At 67.4% G+C, this 16,300-nt stretch carries 13 protein-coding genes and 3 riboswitches; of the genes, 10 read left to right on the forward strand and 3 right to left on the reverse strand.

Features of this window, described 5'->3' with window-relative positions; translation table 11 throughout:
• The first annotated feature begins 12 nt into the window (after positions 1-12).
• Positions 13-810, forward strand: a complete 798-nt coding sequence (locus ACS5PN_RS03130; RefSeq protein ID WP_439462477.1) for a MipA/OmpV family protein — start codon at positions 13-15, stop codon at positions 808-810.
• Here the strand turns inward: ACS5PN_RS03130 and ACS5PN_RS03135 are convergent.
• Complete coding sequence (locus tag ACS5PN_RS03135; protein WP_439462478.1) at positions 807-1,115, reverse strand: Mpo1-like protein; 309 nt, start codon at positions 1,113-1,115, stop codon at positions 807-809. The genes ACS5PN_RS03130 and ACS5PN_RS03135 overlap by 4 nt on opposite strands.
• A 63-nt stretch (positions 1,116-1,178) precedes the next feature.
• On the opposite strand from ACS5PN_RS03135, the gene ACS5PN_RS03140 reads away from it, so the two are divergent.
• Positions 1,179-2,639, forward strand: a complete 1,461-nt coding sequence (locus ACS5PN_RS03140) for a flavin-containing monooxygenase (RefSeq protein WP_439462479.1) — start codon at positions 1,179-1,181, stop codon at positions 2,637-2,639.
• Here the strand turns inward: ACS5PN_RS03140 and ACS5PN_RS03145 are convergent.
• Positions 2,624-3,421, reverse strand: coding sequence for an alpha/beta fold hydrolase (locus ACS5PN_RS03145; RefSeq protein ID WP_439462480.1), 798 nt, complete (start codon positions 3,419-3,421; stop codon positions 2,624-2,626). The two genes, ACS5PN_RS03140 and ACS5PN_RS03145, sit on opposite strands and share 16 nt — an antisense overlap.
• Positions 3,418-4,710, reverse strand: coding sequence for an O-acetylhomoserine aminocarboxypropyltransferase (locus ACS5PN_RS03150; RefSeq protein ID WP_439462481.1), 1,293 nt, complete (start codon positions 4,708-4,710; stop codon positions 3,418-3,420). The genes ACS5PN_RS03145 and ACS5PN_RS03150 overlap by 4 nt, the downstream gene beginning before the upstream one ends.
• Before the next feature lie 72 nt (positions 4,711-4,782).
• Here ACS5PN_RS03150 and ACS5PN_RS03155 point away from each other — a divergent pair, with 72 nt between their 5' ends.
• From ACS5PN_RS03155 to ACS5PN_RS03190, 8 genes are all read left to right on the forward strand, one after another.
• Complete coding sequence (locus ACS5PN_RS03155) at positions 4,783-5,250, forward strand: CBS domain-containing protein (protein WP_439462482.1); 468 nt, start codon at positions 4,783-4,785, stop codon at positions 5,248-5,250.
• A 75-nt stretch (positions 5,251-5,325) separates the two neighbouring features.
• Positions 5,326-6,426, forward strand: coding sequence for a chorismate synthase (gene aroC / locus ACS5PN_RS03160; protein ID WP_439462483.1), 1,101 nt, complete (start codon positions 5,326-5,328; stop codon positions 6,424-6,426).
• Positions 6,423-8,057, forward strand: coding sequence for a hypothetical protein (locus tag ACS5PN_RS03165; RefSeq protein ID WP_439462484.1), 1,635 nt, complete (start codon positions 6,423-6,425; stop codon positions 8,055-8,057). Before aroC ends, ACS5PN_RS03165 begins: the two co-directional genes overlap by 4 nt.
• Before the next feature lie 234 nt (positions 8,058-8,291).
• Positions 8,292-9,458: an efflux RND transporter periplasmic adaptor subunit gene (locus ACS5PN_RS03170; RefSeq protein ID WP_439462485.1), complete on the forward strand. Its 1,167-nt coding sequence runs from the start codon at positions 8,292-8,294 to the stop codon at positions 9,456-9,458.
• A 10-nt stretch (positions 9,459-9,468) separates the two neighbouring features.
• The gene (locus ACS5PN_RS03175; protein WP_439462486.1) at positions 9,469-12,723 is read left to right on the forward strand and encodes an efflux RND transporter permease subunit; all 3,255 of its coding nucleotides are present in this window, start codon (positions 9,469-9,471) and stop codon (positions 12,721-12,723) included.
• Between the two features lie 185 nt (positions 12,724-12,908).
• A riboswitch (glycine riboswitch) is annotated at positions 12,909-13,017 on the forward strand.
• Positions 13,018-13,027: 10 nt separating this feature from the next.
• Positions 13,028-13,136: riboswitch (glycine riboswitch) on the forward strand.
• Positions 13,137-13,424: 288 nt separating this feature from the next.
• Positions 13,425-14,159, forward strand: a complete 735-nt coding sequence (locus ACS5PN_RS03180; RefSeq protein ID WP_439462487.1) for a hypothetical protein — start codon at positions 13,425-13,427, stop codon at positions 14,157-14,159.
• A 39-nt stretch (positions 14,160-14,198) separates the two neighbouring features.
• The gene (locus ACS5PN_RS03185) at positions 14,199-14,777 is read left to right on the forward strand and encodes a C39 family peptidase (protein WP_439462488.1); all 579 of its coding nucleotides are present in this window, start codon (positions 14,199-14,201) and stop codon (positions 14,775-14,777) included.
• Positions 14,778-14,883: 106 nt separating this feature from the next.
• Positions 14,884-14,992: riboswitch (glycine riboswitch) on the forward strand.
• Between the two features lie 50 nt (positions 14,993-15,042).
• The gene (locus ACS5PN_RS03190) at positions 15,043-16,299 is read left to right on the forward strand and encodes a D-amino acid dehydrogenase (RefSeq protein ID WP_439462489.1); all 1,257 of its coding nucleotides are present in this window, start codon (positions 15,043-15,045) and stop codon (positions 16,297-16,299) included.
• Position 16,300 lies beyond the last annotated feature (1 nt).

Genomic DNA, 16,300 nt, shown 5'->3' on the forward strand with positions numbered 1-16,300 from the left:
CGTATGAGATCCATGCTGATGACCACATTGGCCCTGGGCTGCGTCGCGAATGCCCAGGCCCAGCAGCCCGAGGTGGAAAGCCCTTCGGCCCGCTATCTGCTGGGCGCGGCCGTGGTGTCGCAACCCGAATACGACGGCGCCAGCAAGCGCGAGACCAAGCTCAAGCCGCTGTGGGCCTTCAAGCTCGGCCGGGTGCGCTTCAGCACCTCGGGCGCCGGCAGCCTGCTGGGCTTTGGCCAGGAGGACGCCGCAGGCGGCGCGAGCACGCAGTTCGTCGACACCGACAGGCTGCGCGTCGGCGTGTCGCTGCGCATGGACAGCGGCCGCAGCAGCGACGATGCCAGCACCACGCGGGGCCTGCCCGATGTTCGGCGCACGCTGCGGGCGCGCTTCTATACCAACTACAGCATCACCAAGGACTTCAACGTCAGCGCGAACCTGTCCCAGGATTTGCTGGGCCGCAAAGGCGGCATGACGCTGGGCGCCGACCTGGGCTGGCGCTTCTATCGCAGCCAGACGCTGGAGTGGACGGCCGGCGCCGGCATCTCGGCCGCCAATGGCCAGAACTTGCGCAGTTATTTCGGCGTGCCCGAATCGGCGGTGGCGGCGAGTGGCAAGCCGGCCTATGAGCCGGGTTCGGGCCTGCGCGACGTGCACATGGGCGTGGGCTTCATCCGGCCCATCACCAAGCACTGGATCGCCTACGGCAACGCCGGCGCGAGCCGCCTGCTGGGGCCGGTGGCGGACAGCCCCCTGGTCGAGAAGCGCACCGGCACTTCGGCCGGCATCGGCGTCGCCTGGCGCAACTAGAGCTTGACGCGACCGCGCAGGATGTCGGCGTACATGACCCAGTCGCCGGCAAAGCTGTAGAGCGGATATTTGAAGGTTGCCGGCCGGTTCTTCTCGAAGAAGAAGTGCCCCACCCAGGCAAAGCCATAACCGCACAGCAGACCGTACAGCAGCCACATCAGGGCGCCCGTCGTCGCCAGCTTGAACAGGCAGACCAGCACCAGCGTCGAGCCGACGAAATGCAGGCGGCGACAGACGATGTTGCTGTGCTCGCTGAGGTAGAAGGGGTAGAAGTCGGCGAAGCGGGTGAAGCGTTCGGTGCTCATGACGTGATTCAAGCGCGGGTTGTGCCCGAGCGGCAAGCGGGCTTGCCCTGGCAACATGAGCCGATGAGCGCAATCCCCAACAAGGAATACGAGGTCATCATCCTCGGCGCCGGCATGTCCGGCCTGTGCATGGCCATCCAGCTGCAGCGCGCCGGCATCCAGGACTTCCTCATCGTCGAGAAGTCCTCCGGCATCGGCGGCACCTGGTGGGACAACCGCTATCCCGGCGCCCAGGTCGACGTCCCGGCGCCCGCCTACAGCTTCAGCTTCGCGCCCAACGCCGACTGGACCCACCGCTTTGCCGACGCACCCGAGATCCAGCGCTACCAGCAGCGCCTGGCCGAGCAGCATGGCCTGCCGGCCCGCATGTGCCTGGGCACGGCCATCACCGAGGCCCGCTTCGACGAAGGCAGCGGCCGCTGGCAGCTGAGCCTGGACAGCGGCGAGACCCTCAGCGCGCGCTTTTTCGTCTGCAGCACGGGTCAGCTCAATATCGCGCGTTGGCCCGACATCCCCGGCCTGGCCGATTTCCGCGGGCAGTTGCTGCACAGCGCGCGCTGGCCCCAGGGTGTGGACCTGACCGGCCAGCGCGTCGGCGTCATCGGCACCGGGTCGACGGGGGCCCAGCTGGTGCCGGCGCTGGCCAAGACTGCGATCAGCCTCAAGGTCTTCCAGCGCACGCCGAACTGGGTGCTGCCGCGTGTGGACCGCCGATATGGGCGGCTGGACCGGCTGCTGATGGGGTTGCCTGGCTATGGACGCCTGACCTACAAGGCTTGGTGCTGGGCGCTGGACCAGGGCCGCAACGGCTTCGAAGAAGGCACGCTGGCGCGTCGTGCGGTGGTGGGGGCCGCCCGCTGGCATCTGCGCCGCCAGGTGGCCGACCCGGCGCTGCGCGAGGCCTTGGCGCCGCGCTATCCGCTGGGTTGCAAGCGCATCATCTACTCCAGCGACTATTACCCGGCCCTGTGCCGCCCCACGTCGGAGCTGGTGACTACGGGCATCACCCAAATGACGGCGTCGGGCGTGGTCACGGCCGATGGCCGCGAACATGAACTGGACACGCTGGTCTGCGCCACCGGTTATGACACCACCCAGCCGCTGAAGGGACTGAGCGTGGCGGGCCAAGGCGGCCGGTTGCTGGCCGATGCCTGGGCCGCGGGACCGCGCGCCTATCTCGGCATCAGCGTGCCGGAGTTCCCGAACTTCTTCCTGATGCTGGGGCCGAACACGCTGACCGGCCACACCTCGGCCCTGCTGTCGCTGGAGCCCCAGGTGGCCCATGCCGTTGCCTGCATGCAGCGCGTGCGCGGCGAAGGCCGGCAATGGATCACCGTGAAGGCGGCAGCCGCACAGGCCCAGGATGCCGCGGTGCAGCAACGCCTGGCCACGTCGGTGTGGAGCCACTGCAACTCCTGGTACCGCACCGAGGGCGGCCGCATCGTCGCGATCTGGCCCGGTTTTGCACGCGACTACGAGCGCGCCGCACGCCGGGTCGACGACAGCGCCTACGAACTGGGCTGAAGGGCGGCCCGCAGGGCGGCCAGCAGGGCGTCGGGCGCCTCGGCCATCAGCGCATGGCCGGCCGGCACGGTGTGAACTCGCGGCTTCAGCAGGCCGCCGAGCACGGCGTTCTGCCTGGGCGAGGTCATCTGGTCCAGGGCGCCGAGGATGAAATGCACCGGGCAGGCGACGCGCGCTGCCGCAGCCTCGCCGCCGGCGTAGCGGTCGCAGACCTGGAAGTCGTTCTCGAACAGATTGACCGCGGTCTGGCGCGATTGCAGCCGTCGCATCAACGCCATCGAGCCACCGCGCAGCCAGGCGCCCGGGCCCGGGTAGCCGGGCTTGGCGCTGGACAGGGAATGCGAGAAGGCCGTGACCATGGCCATGGCGGCCTCGGGCTTGTCGCGCGCCGTCGTCAGCAGGGCTTCGGAGACCTTCATCGGATAGGCCGTGCCGACCATGACGAGGGTAGAGGCCCGCGCGGCGGCTTCCAGCGCAATCAGCGAGCCCATGCTGTGACCGACCAGGGCGGCCTTGTCCACGCCGGTGGCATCCAGCAGCTGGTGCAGCCAGGCGGCGATGTCCTCGACGCTTTTCAAGGGCGCGCCACCGCTGCGGCCATGGCCCGGCAGGTCGGGTGCCAGCACGCTGTAGCCGTGGTGGGCACACCAGCGTGCCAGCAGCGTCCAGACGCTGTGGTCGTTCAGCGCGCCGTGGATGAAGACGACGCAGGGCAGGGCGGGGTCGAAGGTCTTGCCGCCGGTGTAGGCATAGGCCTCTTGGCCATCAACGACGAACTTCATGCCTTGCTCGCTGTTTTCAGCGCCCGCTTCAGATCGTCGATGAGATCGGCCGGATCTTCCAGGCCGATGGACAGGCGGATGGTGCCGGGGCCGATGCCGGCTTGCTGCAGTGCCGCATCGTCCATGCGGAAATGGGTGGTGCTGGCCGGGTGGATGACCAGGGACTTGGCGTCGCCGACATTGGCGAGATGGCTGAACAGCTTCAGCGACTCGATGAAGGCGCGGCCCTGTTCGCGACTGCCTTTCAGGTCGAAGGAGAACACCGCGCCGGCGCCGCGGGGCATCAGCTTTTGCGCCAGGGCATGGTCGGGATGGGAGGCGAGGCCTGGGTAGGCCACCTTCGACACGAGGTCGTGGGTTTGCAGGAACTCGGCCACCACCTGCGCATTGGCCACATGGCGAGCCATGCGCAGTGGCAGGGTCTCCAGGCCTTGCAGCATCAGCCAGGCCGTGTGCGGGCTCATGCAGGCGCCGAAGTCGCGCAGGCCTTCGCGGCGGGCGCGCAGCAGGAAGGCGCCGACAGTGCTCTCCTCGCTGAAGACCATGCCGTGGAAGCCTTCGTACGGCTCGCACAAGGTGTCGAACCTGCCATGACGGTCGTGTGCGGCCTGCCAGTCAAAGCTGCCCGCGTCCACCAGCACGCCACCGATGACCGTGCCGTGGCCGCAGAGGAATTTGGTGGCCGAGTGATAGACCAGGTCGGCGCCCAGTTCGGCGGGGCGCTGCAGATAGGGCGTGGCGAAAGTGGCATCCACCAGCAGCGGCAGGCCGGCCTCGTGGGCAATCGCCGACACGGCCGGGATGTCCAACACGTCCAGCCCCGGGTTGCCGAGGGACTCGCCGAACAGCAGCCGCGTCTCGGGCCGGATGGCCGCGCGCCAGGCGTCGAGGTCGCGCGGATTGACGAAGCTCGTCTCGATGCCGAAACGCTTCAGCGTGTAGTGCAACAGGTTGTGGCTGCCGCCATACAGCGCAGTGCTGGCGACGATGTGGCCGCCTGCCCCCATCAGCGTGCAGATAGCCAAATGCAGGGCGGCCTGGCCGCTGGCCGTGGCGATGGCGCCGATGCCGCCATCCAGGGCCGCCATGCGCTCCTCGAAGACGGCCGTGGTCGGGTTGGACAGCCGGCTGTAGACGTGGCCCGAGCGCTCCATGTTGAACAGCGACGCGGCGTGCTCGCTGTTCTCGAAGACAAAGGAGGCGCTCAAGTGCAGCGGCGTCGCCCGCGCGCCGGTGCCCGGATCGGGCGTGGCGCCGGCATGCAAAGCTAGGGTGTCGAAGCCTGGCATGGTGTTTTCTATGGTGTGGATGCGCGGGGATTGTGTGCTATGTTGACTGGCAGTTTTTCCATGGAGGCCCCTATGAAAGTCGTCGATATCCTGCGTGTCAAAGGCGGCACCCTGTTCACCGTCACGCCGGACGAGCCGCTGAAGGATTCCCTCGCCGTCATGGCCGAGCGCGACATCGGCTCCCTGGTCGTCATGGAGCATGGCGACCTGGTCGGCATGCTGACCTTTCGCGAGGTCATCTCGGCGGTCGTCAAGAACAACGGCGCGGTCGGCACGACCATCGTGCGCACGGTCATGGACGACGCGCCGCTGACCTGCACACCCGAGACCGAGATCGACGAGGTGCGCCGCATGATGCTGGGCCGCCACGCGCGCTACATGCCGGTCATGAACGGCAAGACGCTGATGGGCGTGATCTCGCTGTACGACGTCGCCAAGGCCGTGGTCGACAGCCAGGACTTCGAGAACCGCATGCTCAAGGCCTATATCCGCGACTGGCCGGTCGAGGAAGGCAGCGAAGAAGCCGCGCCCAAGCTCTGAAAGAAGTTCGCATCCCGACAAGGCGGCCTTGATGGGCCGCTTTTGCTTTTCCGGGCCGCCTAAAATTCGCTGCATATGTCAGGCAGCACCTTCGGCGAACTCTTCCGCGTCACCAACTTCGGCGAAAGCCATGGCCCGGCCATCGGCTGCGTCATCGACGGCTGCCCGCCGGGCATGCAGCTCAGCGAGGCCGACATCCAGCCCGAGCTGGACCGCCGCCGCCCCGGCACCAGCCGCCACGTGACCCAGCGCAACGAGCCCGACGCGGTCAAGATCCTGTCCGGCGTCTATGAGGGCGTCACCACCGGAACGCCCATCTGCCTGCTGATCGAGAACACCGACCAGCGCAGCAAGGACTACGGCAACATCCTCGACACCTTCCGCCCCGGCCACGCCGACTACACCTACTGGCGCAAATATGGCGTGCGCGACCCACGCGGCGGTGGCCGTTCGTCGGCGCGCCTCACGGCGCCCATGGTCGGCGCCGGCGCGGTGGCCCGCAAATGGCTGCGTGAGAAGTTCGGCACCGAGTTCCGCGGCTGCATGACCCAGCTCGGCGAGATCGAGATTCCCTTCGAAGCTTGGGAGCATGTCGGCCAGAACCCCTTCTTTGCTGCCAACGCCAGCAAGATCGCCGAGCTGGAGGCCTATATGGATGCCCTGCGCAAGGCCGGTGACTCGGTCGGCGCGCGCATCCGCGTCGAAGCCACCGGCGTGCCGGTCGGCCTGGGCGAGCCGCTGTTCGACAAGCTGGACGCCGACATCGCCTACGCCATGATGGGCATCAACGCCGTCAAGGGCGTCGAGATCGGCGCCGGCTTCGGCGTCGTGGCCCAGAAGGGCACCGAACACGGCGACGAGCTGACGCCGCTGGGTTTCGCCACCAACAACTCCGGCGGCATGCTGGGCGGCATTTCCACCGGCCAGGACATCGTCGCCAGCATCGCCATCAAGCCCACCAGCTCCATCCGCAGCCCCAAGGCCAGCATCGACCGCGCCGGCAACCCCTCGGTGGTGGAAACCTTCGGCCGCCACGACCCCTGCGTCGGCATCCGCGCCACGCCCATCGCCGAGGCCATGCTGGCCCTGGTGCTGATGGACCATGCGCTGCGGCACCGGGCGCAGTGCGGCGACGTGACGCTGCCCATGGCCCCCATCGCCGCGCAGCGCCCTTGAACAAGCGCGACCAGCGGGCGCTGGAGTTCATCGCCGCCTACGTCAAGGGTGAGACGGTCGAGGCCGGCTGGCTGTATGCCAAGGCTCTGCAGCAGAGCCGGCTGGATTTTTCCGACGCCAGCCTCGACCGCATCGACCACCTGCTGGCGTCCGTGCGCGGCCGCGCCAAGCCATCGGCCGACACCCTGCGCAACACCGAGCAGGGCCGCAACTTCTGCGCGCTGATTGCCTATTACCTGGGCGAGTTCATCCATCGCCGCACCGGCGCCACCCTGAACTGGCATGACCGCGAGTCCGCCACTGCGGTGCTGCCGCCGGGGCCGGCGCTGCCCGACGCGCCCCATATGCGCCTGGTCGCCGTGGTGCCCGAGCAGGCCCAGGTGTTGATGCTGCTTGGCTGGATCGAGGCCTGCGCGCTGGAAACCCGCACCCAATCGACAGCCAGCGCCCTGGTCGCGCGCTTCTGCGAGGTGCTGACGCAGAACGGGCCGGCGCTGTGGAAGGCCGGCCTTTACGCCGTGGGCCGCATGGCGGCCTGGCAGATGACCATGGCCTATGACGATGGCGTCGTCGTGCCGTCGATGATGAGTTCCACCCGCCCGGACATCTGGGTGACTTTGGGCATGGGTGAGGGCATCGACGAGTACCTGGCCATGGGCGCCAGGAAGCTCGAAGACAACCCGGAAGGTGCCGCCTGGCAGGTGCTGTCCTATGACGGCCATGGCGAATTCCAGGGCCAGCGGCGTGATGCCATCATGGTGGTGCTGCAGACCTACGAGCCGGCGCCGCTGAAGCTGAAGATCGCTTTTCCCTACCGGCAGGCCGCGGATGGCCGTGAGTTCACTATCCTCACACCCACGCTGCTGACCGCGAGCACGGATCGCGACGCGATCCTGAACCTCAGCGCCGCCATCGATAAAGGCACCCAGGCCGTGCGCTGGCCCGGCGGCCTGTCCTGGAACCAATTCCTGGAGGACGCCGAGACCCCGCCCTCCAGCCGGCATCATCTGCCGCCGCAGCCCGCCCAGCTGGAAATGGCGCAGATCATGGAGAAGCTGCGGGCCAGTTTCGAGCAGCGCCAGCAGCGCATGAGCGACCTGACCCTGGCCTCGGTGCTGGCGACCCCGCCCGACTGGATGCGGCCGGACGACAGCCTCAAAGAGGTCTTCGCCCGCCAGAAGCTGCTGCTGACCGAGGGTCGCGTCGTCTGGGGCGCCCTGGTGCAGGCCAACAACCTGATGTTCGAACCCGGCAACGCCAACTGTCCGGGACTGCTGGTCTATTCACCCGACGAGCATTTCGACGCTCATCCGATGGAGCTGCGTCTAGTCGGCCGGGCCTTCTTCGGGCTCAAGGGCACCCAGCCGGACGATCCCGAGCTGGCCAGGCTCGCCAAGCTGGTCACCGAAGAGGCGGACCGCACCCTGCAGTTCCGCCTGCCCCGGGTGTTCTGCAGCCAGGACGTCTGCTCCGGCATCTTCATGCTGTTTCGCAAGCACATCCCGAACGGCGTGCTGTCCTGCGGCCTGTTCCCGGTGCTGACGCATCCGTCCACGCCGGCGGTGCTGATGCTGCCCTTCGAGTTCTGGCCCATCGAGCTGATCGTCATGTGGAAGGAAGGCCGCCTGTAGGCCCTGGACCATGTCCTTCGTCATGGGGGCGGGTGGCGAAACGCCCCCTGCGGTCGACTTGATTCCCGCGGTTCGCCCCCTCCCGCCTGCAACTCGTCCGCCCCGGCGCCGGCCTGATCTCCAACCGGTGCAGCTCAGCCCCCGCAAACCGCGTTTCGTCACAAGGGCGCTGCGCCGGGCCGCTCACATTTCTAGACTGCAAAGGTCTGTATCAGAGAGCGTACTGGGGGAGCCATGCGTAAGTCTTTCAAGTTGGGTGCCATTGCGGCGGTCGTGCTGCTGGTAGGCGGTGCCGGCGTGGCCGTCATGGCCAGCAAGGGCGACGGCCCCAAGAAGCCGGGTGACGACAAGGCCAAGCCGGCCCTGGAGTTCGTTGCCAGCGAAGTCGTCAAGCCGACGCTGGCCGCCATGCCGGCCCAGATCGAATTCAGCGGCCCGCTGGTGGCGCCGGGCACGGCCATGGTGCGCGCCAAGTCCAACGGCACCTTGCTCAACCTCGCCGTCGGCGAAGGCAGCCGGGTCAAGGCGGGCCAGGCTCTCGGCCAGGTCGATCTGGAAGAGCTGCGCTATCGCATCGCCGAGCGCGGTGCCAGCGTCGAAGCCATGCGGGCCCAGATGGAGCAGGCCGAGCGCAGTTACAAGGCCAACGAAGGCCTGGCGTCCAAGAATTTCATCGCCCAGACGGCGCTGGACAACTCCCGCGCCGCCTACGAGTCGGCCCGCGCCAACTGGAACGCCGCCAAGGCCCAGCTGGACACCAGCCAGGTGACGATGCGCCAGGCTGCCCTGGTGGCGCCCATCAACGGCGTCGTCTCCAAGCGCCATGTGGTGCCTGGCGAGAAGGTGGCCGCCGAGCAGCAGATCCTGACCATCGTCGACCTGTCCAAGCTGGAACTGGCCGGCCTGGTGGGCACGCATGAGGTCAGCCGCCTGAAGCCAGGCATGACGGTGCAGGTCAAGGTCGAAGGCGTGGACGAGCCCGTCGAAGCCAAGATCGACCGCATCGCCCCCAGTGCCGAGCCGGGCACGCGCTCCATCGGCGTGACCCTGGTGCTGAGCAACCCCAAGGAGCTCTACCGCGCCGGCCAGTACGCCGTCGCCAAGGTGGTGCTGCAGGACGACACCCAGCGCCTGACCGTGCCCATCGCGGCCATCAGCCGCAATTCCGGCCAGGAGCAGGTCTGGATGATCGAGAACGGCGCCCTGGTGCGCCGCATCGTGACCACGGGCCGCAGCGACGCCCGTGACGGCCGCGTCGAGGTGCTGAACGGCCTCAAGCCCGAGGCCCAGGTGCTGGCGGCGCGCTTCGACAACCTGCGTGAAGGCGACAAGGCCACCATCGTGGCCGCCAAGGCCAAGGTGGCCAGCTCGGCCGCCTCCGCAGCCACCGTCCAACAGTGAGGGCCACACCATGTGGATGACCCGCGTTTCCATCCAGAACCCGGTCTTTGCGACCATGGTGATGGTGGCCCTGTGCGTGCTGGGCCTGTTCTCCTATTCCAAGCTGGGCGTCGAGCAGATGCCCGACATCTCCCTGCCCGGCGCCTGGATCGACATCCGCTACCCCGGCGCCTCGCCCGAGGCCGTGGAGCGTGAAGTCGCCAAGCCGCTTGAAGAGGCGCTGAACAGCATCGCCGGCGTCGACCGCATCCAGTCGCGCAGCTTCGAAGGCCGCGTGCAGGCCAGCGTCGAGTTCACGCTGAACACCGACATGAGCCGCGCCATGCAGGACCTGCGCGACCGTGTCGCTGCGGCCCAGTCCGCCTTCCCCAAGGACGTCAAGCCGCCGACGGTGTCGCGCTTCCAGGCCGACAACGCCCAGCCGGTCGTCGTCATGGCGCTGCTGAGCCAGACGCGTGGCGCGCGCGAGCTGTCCATGATGGCCGACCTCATCGTCTCCAAGCGCCTGGGCCGTGTCGAAGGCGTGGCCAAGGTGGACGTGGGCGGCATGGTGACCCGCGAGGTGCGCATCGACCTCGATCCCATGCGCCTGCGCGCCTATGGTGTGACGCCTGCCGAAATCTCCAAGGCCTTGAACGATGCCAACAGCGACCAGCCGGTGGGCCTGCTGTCCGACCAGACGTCGGACGCCATCCTGCGGGTCGAAGGCCGCGTCAAGGACCCCAAGCAGTTCGGCCAGATGGTGGTCGCCCGCCGCGGCAACCTGGCGCTGACGCTGAACGACCTGGGCACCCTCGTCGAGCGCGAGCGCGAGGTCGACAGCATCGCCCGCATCAACGGCCAGCCGGCCGTCAGCTTCAACGTCTTCAAGCAGCAGGACGCCAACATCGTCGCCACCGGCGATGCCATCAAGGACGCGATGGAAGAGCTGCGCAAGGTGCTGCCCAAGGATGTCGAGCTGCGCCTGATCTATGCCAACTCCGACTTCGTCAAGGGCTCGTTGACCGGCTTGAAGCACACGCTGGTCGAAGGCGCGCTGCTGACGGTGGCCATCGTCTTCCTGTTCCTGCACAGCTGGCGCTCCACCATCATCACGGGCCTGACCCTGCCCATCGCGGTCATCTCCAGCTTCATCGCCGTGCATGCCTTCGGCTTCACGCTGAACTTCATGACGATGATGGCGCTCTCGCTGTGCATCGGCCTGCTGATCGACGATGCCATCGTCGTGCGCGAGAACATCGTGCGCCACGTGGCCATGGGCAAGGACCATCACACCGCGGCCGGCGACGGCACCAACGAGATCGGCCTGGCGGTGATGGCCACCACCTTCGCCATCTGCGCGGTGTTCGTGCCCGTCGCCTTCATGGGCGGCATCATCGGCAAGTTCTTCTATCCCTTCGGCATCACCGTCGCGGTGGCCGTGATGGTCAGCCTCTTCGTCAGCTTCACGCTCGACCCGATGCTGTCCTCGGTCTGGCATGACCCACCGAATGCGCGCATCAAGCACTGGCCCGTCATCGGCCATGCCATCCGCGCCACCGACTGGAGCATGGACCGCCTGCACAACGGCTATGAGCGCCTGATCAAGTGGGCCTTCTCCGGCCGCCGCTACCGCGTCTTCGTGCCGCCGATTCCCGCCTACGGCCATCCCTTCGATGCCGATGGCAAGCGCGACAAGACCGCCAAGCGCGTGTTCCGCTTCGCGACGCTGACGCCGCGCGGCCTGGTCATGTGGGGCGCCGTGGCGAGCTTCGTCGCCGCCCTGATGCTGGCCCCCATGGTCGGCAGCGAGTTCGTGCCCGAGACCGACAACGGCTTCACGCAGGTCAACCTGCGCATGCCGGTGGCCTCCAGCGTCGAACGCGGCAGCGCCAAGGTCGCGCAGATCGAGGAGATCCTCAAGAACTACCCCGAGATCAAGACGGTCTCGACGGTGGTCGGCAGCACCGGTGAAGGTCTGGCGACGGGCCGCAACCAGGCCGCGCTGAACATCTCCCTGACCGACCGCAGCGAGCGCAAGCGCACGCAGAAGGAGATCGAGGACGCCATTCGTGCCGACATCGCCAAGATCCCCGGCATCGAGGTCAGCGTGGGCTTCAACCGCCCGATCTGGGTGACCATCCTCGGCACCGACCCCGAGGTGCTGACCCAGGTGGCCAAGGACTTCGCCGAGAACCTGAAGAAGATCCCCGGCGCCGTCGACGTGGACACCACGGTCAAGCCCGGCCTGCCGGCCTTCGCCGTGCGCCTGAAGGACTCGGCCATCCGCGAGCTCGGCCTGACCGCGCCGCAGATCGCCTCCAGCCTGCGCGCCTATGTCAACGGCGACATCGCGACCTACTGGACGACGCCCGACGGCAACCAGGTCGAGGTGCTGCTGCGCCTGCCGCGCGACCAGCGCGAGCGCATCGAGCAGATGAGCAAGCTGCCGGTGGCCTTCTCCAAGGACGGCGCGCCCATCACCCTGGACCAGGTCGCCACCATCGAGCCGGTGTTCAATCCCGAGGTCATCCGCCGCGAGAACCTGCAGCGCCGCGAGGCCGTGTTCGCCGGTGTTCAAGGCCGCCCTGGCGGCGACGTGAACGCCGACGTGCAGAAGCTGATCAAGAGCACCCAGCTGCCCCCGGGCATCAGCTTCAAGGTGGACGGCGCCGGCAAGCAGCAGGCCGAGGCCTTCAACGGTCTGCTGGCCGCCATGGCCCTGGCCGGCATCTTCATCTACATCGTGCTGGCCAGCCAGTTCGGCAGCTTCCTGCAGCCCATCGCCATCATGGCTTCGCTGCCCCTGGCGCTGATCGGCGTGATGCTGGCCCTGCTGCTGTGGCGCTCGACGCTGAACGTCTTCTCCATGATCGGCCTGGTCATGCTGATGGGCCTGGTGACGAAGAACGCCATCCTGCTGGTGGACTTCGCCAACCACGCCCGCAAGGCCGGGGCGACGATCGCCGATGCGCTGCTGCAGGCCGGCCTGATCCGCATGCGCCCCATCATCATGACGACGGCCGCGATGATCTTCGGCATGCTGCCCATGGCCATCGCGCTGAACGACGGCGGCGAGATCCAGGCGCCCATGGGCCGCGCCATCATCGGCGGCGTCATCACCTCGACACTGCTGACCCTGGTCGTGGTGCCGGTGCTGTACAGCTATCTGACCCGCGAGAAGAAGCCGGCTGTGAAGTCGGCAGCGCGCACGGCAGAGCAGGGCGGCGCCAGCTCGCTGCCGCTGCACGGCATGCCCGGCGCGATGCCGGCCGACAAGGAATAAGTTCTCCCTCGAGCGCGCTCCAGCGCCCCGGGCCGGCCACGCAAGTGGCCGGCCCTTTTTTCTTGTTCCGCCAGCCACGCGAATGACCGGCCCTTTTTCTTTTGGAGTGGCTGCTTTGAGCTTCGGCAAAGCCCTGTCCGCGTAGATCAGGATGCGGCGCTGCATCGCAGCCTCCTAGCATCCGCTTCGACATCCCAGGAGAGTGCGTTCAGCCAGGTTCACACAATGAACCCCTGATCGCCGCCGAAGGCGCAACCTCCCATGCACGCTCAGGCCCCGAACTGGTTTGTCACAGGAGCCGACACTGGAGAGCGGGACGGCGCGGATCAACACCGCGCACGCCCCCACCGAAGGAGCAAATGCCCCGGGCGTTCATCGCGCCGAGGCACGAATCTCTCAGGTACCAAGGACAGCGGGAGCGGCGCGAAACATCCGTGAGGCATGGCCTCGGGGGTTTCGTGGTCGTTCATTCACCGCTGGAGTCGCTGACTCACTGAACCCACCCTCGCACCCCCCGTTGCCGTCGTGACGGTCCAGGCGCTTTCGCGCCGTGCCGCCACACGCCCCTCACCGAAGCCGTGCAAGTCGACACAAGCCGTCGACGTTGCGGCGTCGGCGCCGAGATCTCTGCCGCCACGAAGAACCGTGGCGCCGCGAGAGGCCCGGCTCTTCCTCGAACCCACGAAACGGAGACCTTTGATATGCGAACTGATCGTGATTCGACCCTGCGCCTGCGCAGAGGTATTGGCCTGGCGCTGTCGGCGCTGGCGCTCATGACGGCGCCGGCCGTGCAGGCGCAGAACGTCGGCGCGGCTGCCGTGGCGCGCTTCAAGGCGCCGGACCTCGGCGACCGTGCCGGCGCCCAGGCCGCGGCCGAGCAGGGCCTGGCCGACTATGTGCAGCGCAAGCAGCAGCAAGGCGGCGCCGGCGCCACAGCCTTCGACCTGCCACGGGCTGGCGACCTCGCCAACACACGCATCGCCGGCGGCTTCGAGGTGCACACCATCGCGCCTCAGGACATCGCGGCCGGCCGCAGCGAGTTGCGCCACATGGTGCAGGCCAGCGGCATCTGGCGCTTCTTCGTCAAGGTGGGCACCAGGCCCGTGGGGCTGGTCACCGTGCAGCGCATGGACGGCCGCTGGCAGGCCGTCTCCTTCGGCGGCGCCGGACTCGCACAGGAGCTGTCGGAGCTGATGGCCGAGCATGCCGACGTCGGCGCCGACCACCTGCGCTTCATCCGCGTGCACCAGGCCCAGACCGATCTGCTCGAGGTGGTCTCGCCCACCGACCTGCAAGCCCGCTACGCGCCACTGGCTTCGGCCCGTGCAGCGTTGTCGACCGAGGCGCCAGCCACGACTTCCAAGCTGCTGGACACCTACGAGCTGCTGGAGCCGCTACGCAATGCCGTCAAGCGCAACCTCAATGGCCAGAACTGAGCCATGCCCGCCAACCACTTCAAAGCAACAGGAGCTGCCATGTCCCTGCATCTGAAGCGGGCCCTTGCCGGCCTCGCCATCGCTCTCGCGCTGCCGTTGGCGCATGCCCAGTACCGCCAACTCAATGTGCCCACCAACATCCAGGAGCACAGCCAGTGGTGCTGGTCGGGCTCCAGCAAGGCCGTCATCGGCTTCTTCAAGGCCGCGCCTTCGCAATGCGCCATCGTCAACTGGGCCTTCGGCATCAACTACGCCTGCGGCAACGGCAGCTTCAACTGGAACAGCTACGCCAACCAGCCCAACAGCCTCTACGGCACGAACGGCAGCGTGCAGAACATCCTGTCCAACTGGGGTGTACCGACCTATGCCTACACCTACGCCTCGTCGTGGAACTCCATCGTCAGCGACATCAATGCCAACAAGCCCTTCGTCATCCGCTTCGGCTGGACCAGTGGCGGCGGCCACATCATGGTCGGCACCGGCTACGAGGTCTGGAACGGCTACAGCTACGTCACCTACATGAACCCGTGGCCCGGCGAGGGCAACTCGGAGGATCTCTACAACTGGATGGTCTCGGCCAACGACCACCAGTGGACGCACACGCTTCGCGTGCGCTGATTCAGCTTTTCGTTTTCATCGTTGCAGGAGAGTGCCGGGCCGCGAGGTGCCGGCCGCCGAAGGCGCAGCCTCCCATAACCGCTCAGGCCCCCGTACTGCAACGACTCAATCGCCGTCTGGAGAGACGCCCTCACAAGGGGCGCACCGAAGGAGCAAGGCCCGCGGCAAAACGCCGCGGGCTCAATCTCTCAGGTAACAGGGACAGAGGGAGCGGCAACCGCAGCGTCAACCACGCTGCGCTGCGGCATCTCCTGGAGTTCCTGCAATGAAAGTCATCGTCCTCGGCGCCGGCCTGCTCGGCGTCACCTCCGCCTATTTCCTGCGCCAGCAGGGTTTCGACGTCACCGTCGTCGACCGCCAGGCCGCACCCGGTGCCGAAACCAGCTTCGCCAACGGCGGCCAGATCTCGGTCAGCCATGCCGAGCCCTGGGCCAATCCCAGCGCGCCGCTGAAGGTGCTGAGCTGGCTGGCGAGAGAAGACGCGCCTTTGCTGTTCCGGCTGCGCGCCGATGCCCAGCAGTGGCGTTGGGCGCTGCAATTTCTGCGCGAATGCTCGCCCTGGCGGACCCGCCGCAACATCGAGCAGATCGTCAAACTGGGCACCTACAGCCGCCAGGTGCTGCAGGCCCTGAGAGAGGCCTGCGGTTTGAACTACCAGCAGCGCAGCGAGGGCATCCTGCACTTCTATACCAGCCTGCGTGAATTCGAAGGCGCCGCCGGACCGACCGCGCAGATGCGCGAGCTGGGCTGCGACCGCCGCATCATCAATGCCGACGAGGCCGTGCGCATCGAGCCGGCCCTGCGCCACATCCGGCCACAACTCGCCGGCGCCACCTACACGGCGGAGGATGAGTCGGGCGACGCCAATGCCTTCACGCGTGAGCTGGCCGCGCGATGCGCACAAGACGGCGTGCGCTTCCTGTTCAGCCACGCCGTCACCGCTTTGCGCGAGGTGGGCGGCAAGATGGACCATGTGGAGGTGACGAACGCCGATGGCCAGTTCCAACTCCTGCGCGCCGACGCCTATGTGCTGGCCCTGGGCAGCTTCAGCACCGCTCTCGTCGCGCCACTGCGCATGCGTCTGCCCATCTACCCCGCCAAGGGCTACTCGGTGACCCTGCCCATCAAGGACGAGGCCTTCGCCCACCAGGTCTCGCTGACCGATGACGAATACAAGCTCGTGTTCTCGCGCCTGGGTGACCGGCTGCGCATTGCCGGCACCGCCGAACTCAACGGCTATGACCGGGACCTGAACCGCACCCGCTGCGACGCCATCCTGCGCCGCGTCGAGCAGCTCTTTCCCGGTGCGGGGGACATCGAGAGCGCCAGCTTCTGGACCGGCCTGCGGCCCGCCACGCCCTCCAACGTTCCCCTCATCGGCCGCACGCGATTGCACAACCTCTTCCTGAACACGGGCCACGGCACGCTGGGTTGGACGCATGCCTGCGGTTCGGGCAAGTCGGTGGCGCGCATCGTGGCCGGGCTGAAGCCGGAGGTGGATTTCGCGTTTGTTGGCGCTTGAA

The sequence above is a fragment of the Roseateles sp. NT4 genome, assembly GCF_051857475.1.
GTDB lineage: Bacteria > Pseudomonadota > Gammaproteobacteria > Burkholderiales > Burkholderiaceae_C > Pelomonas.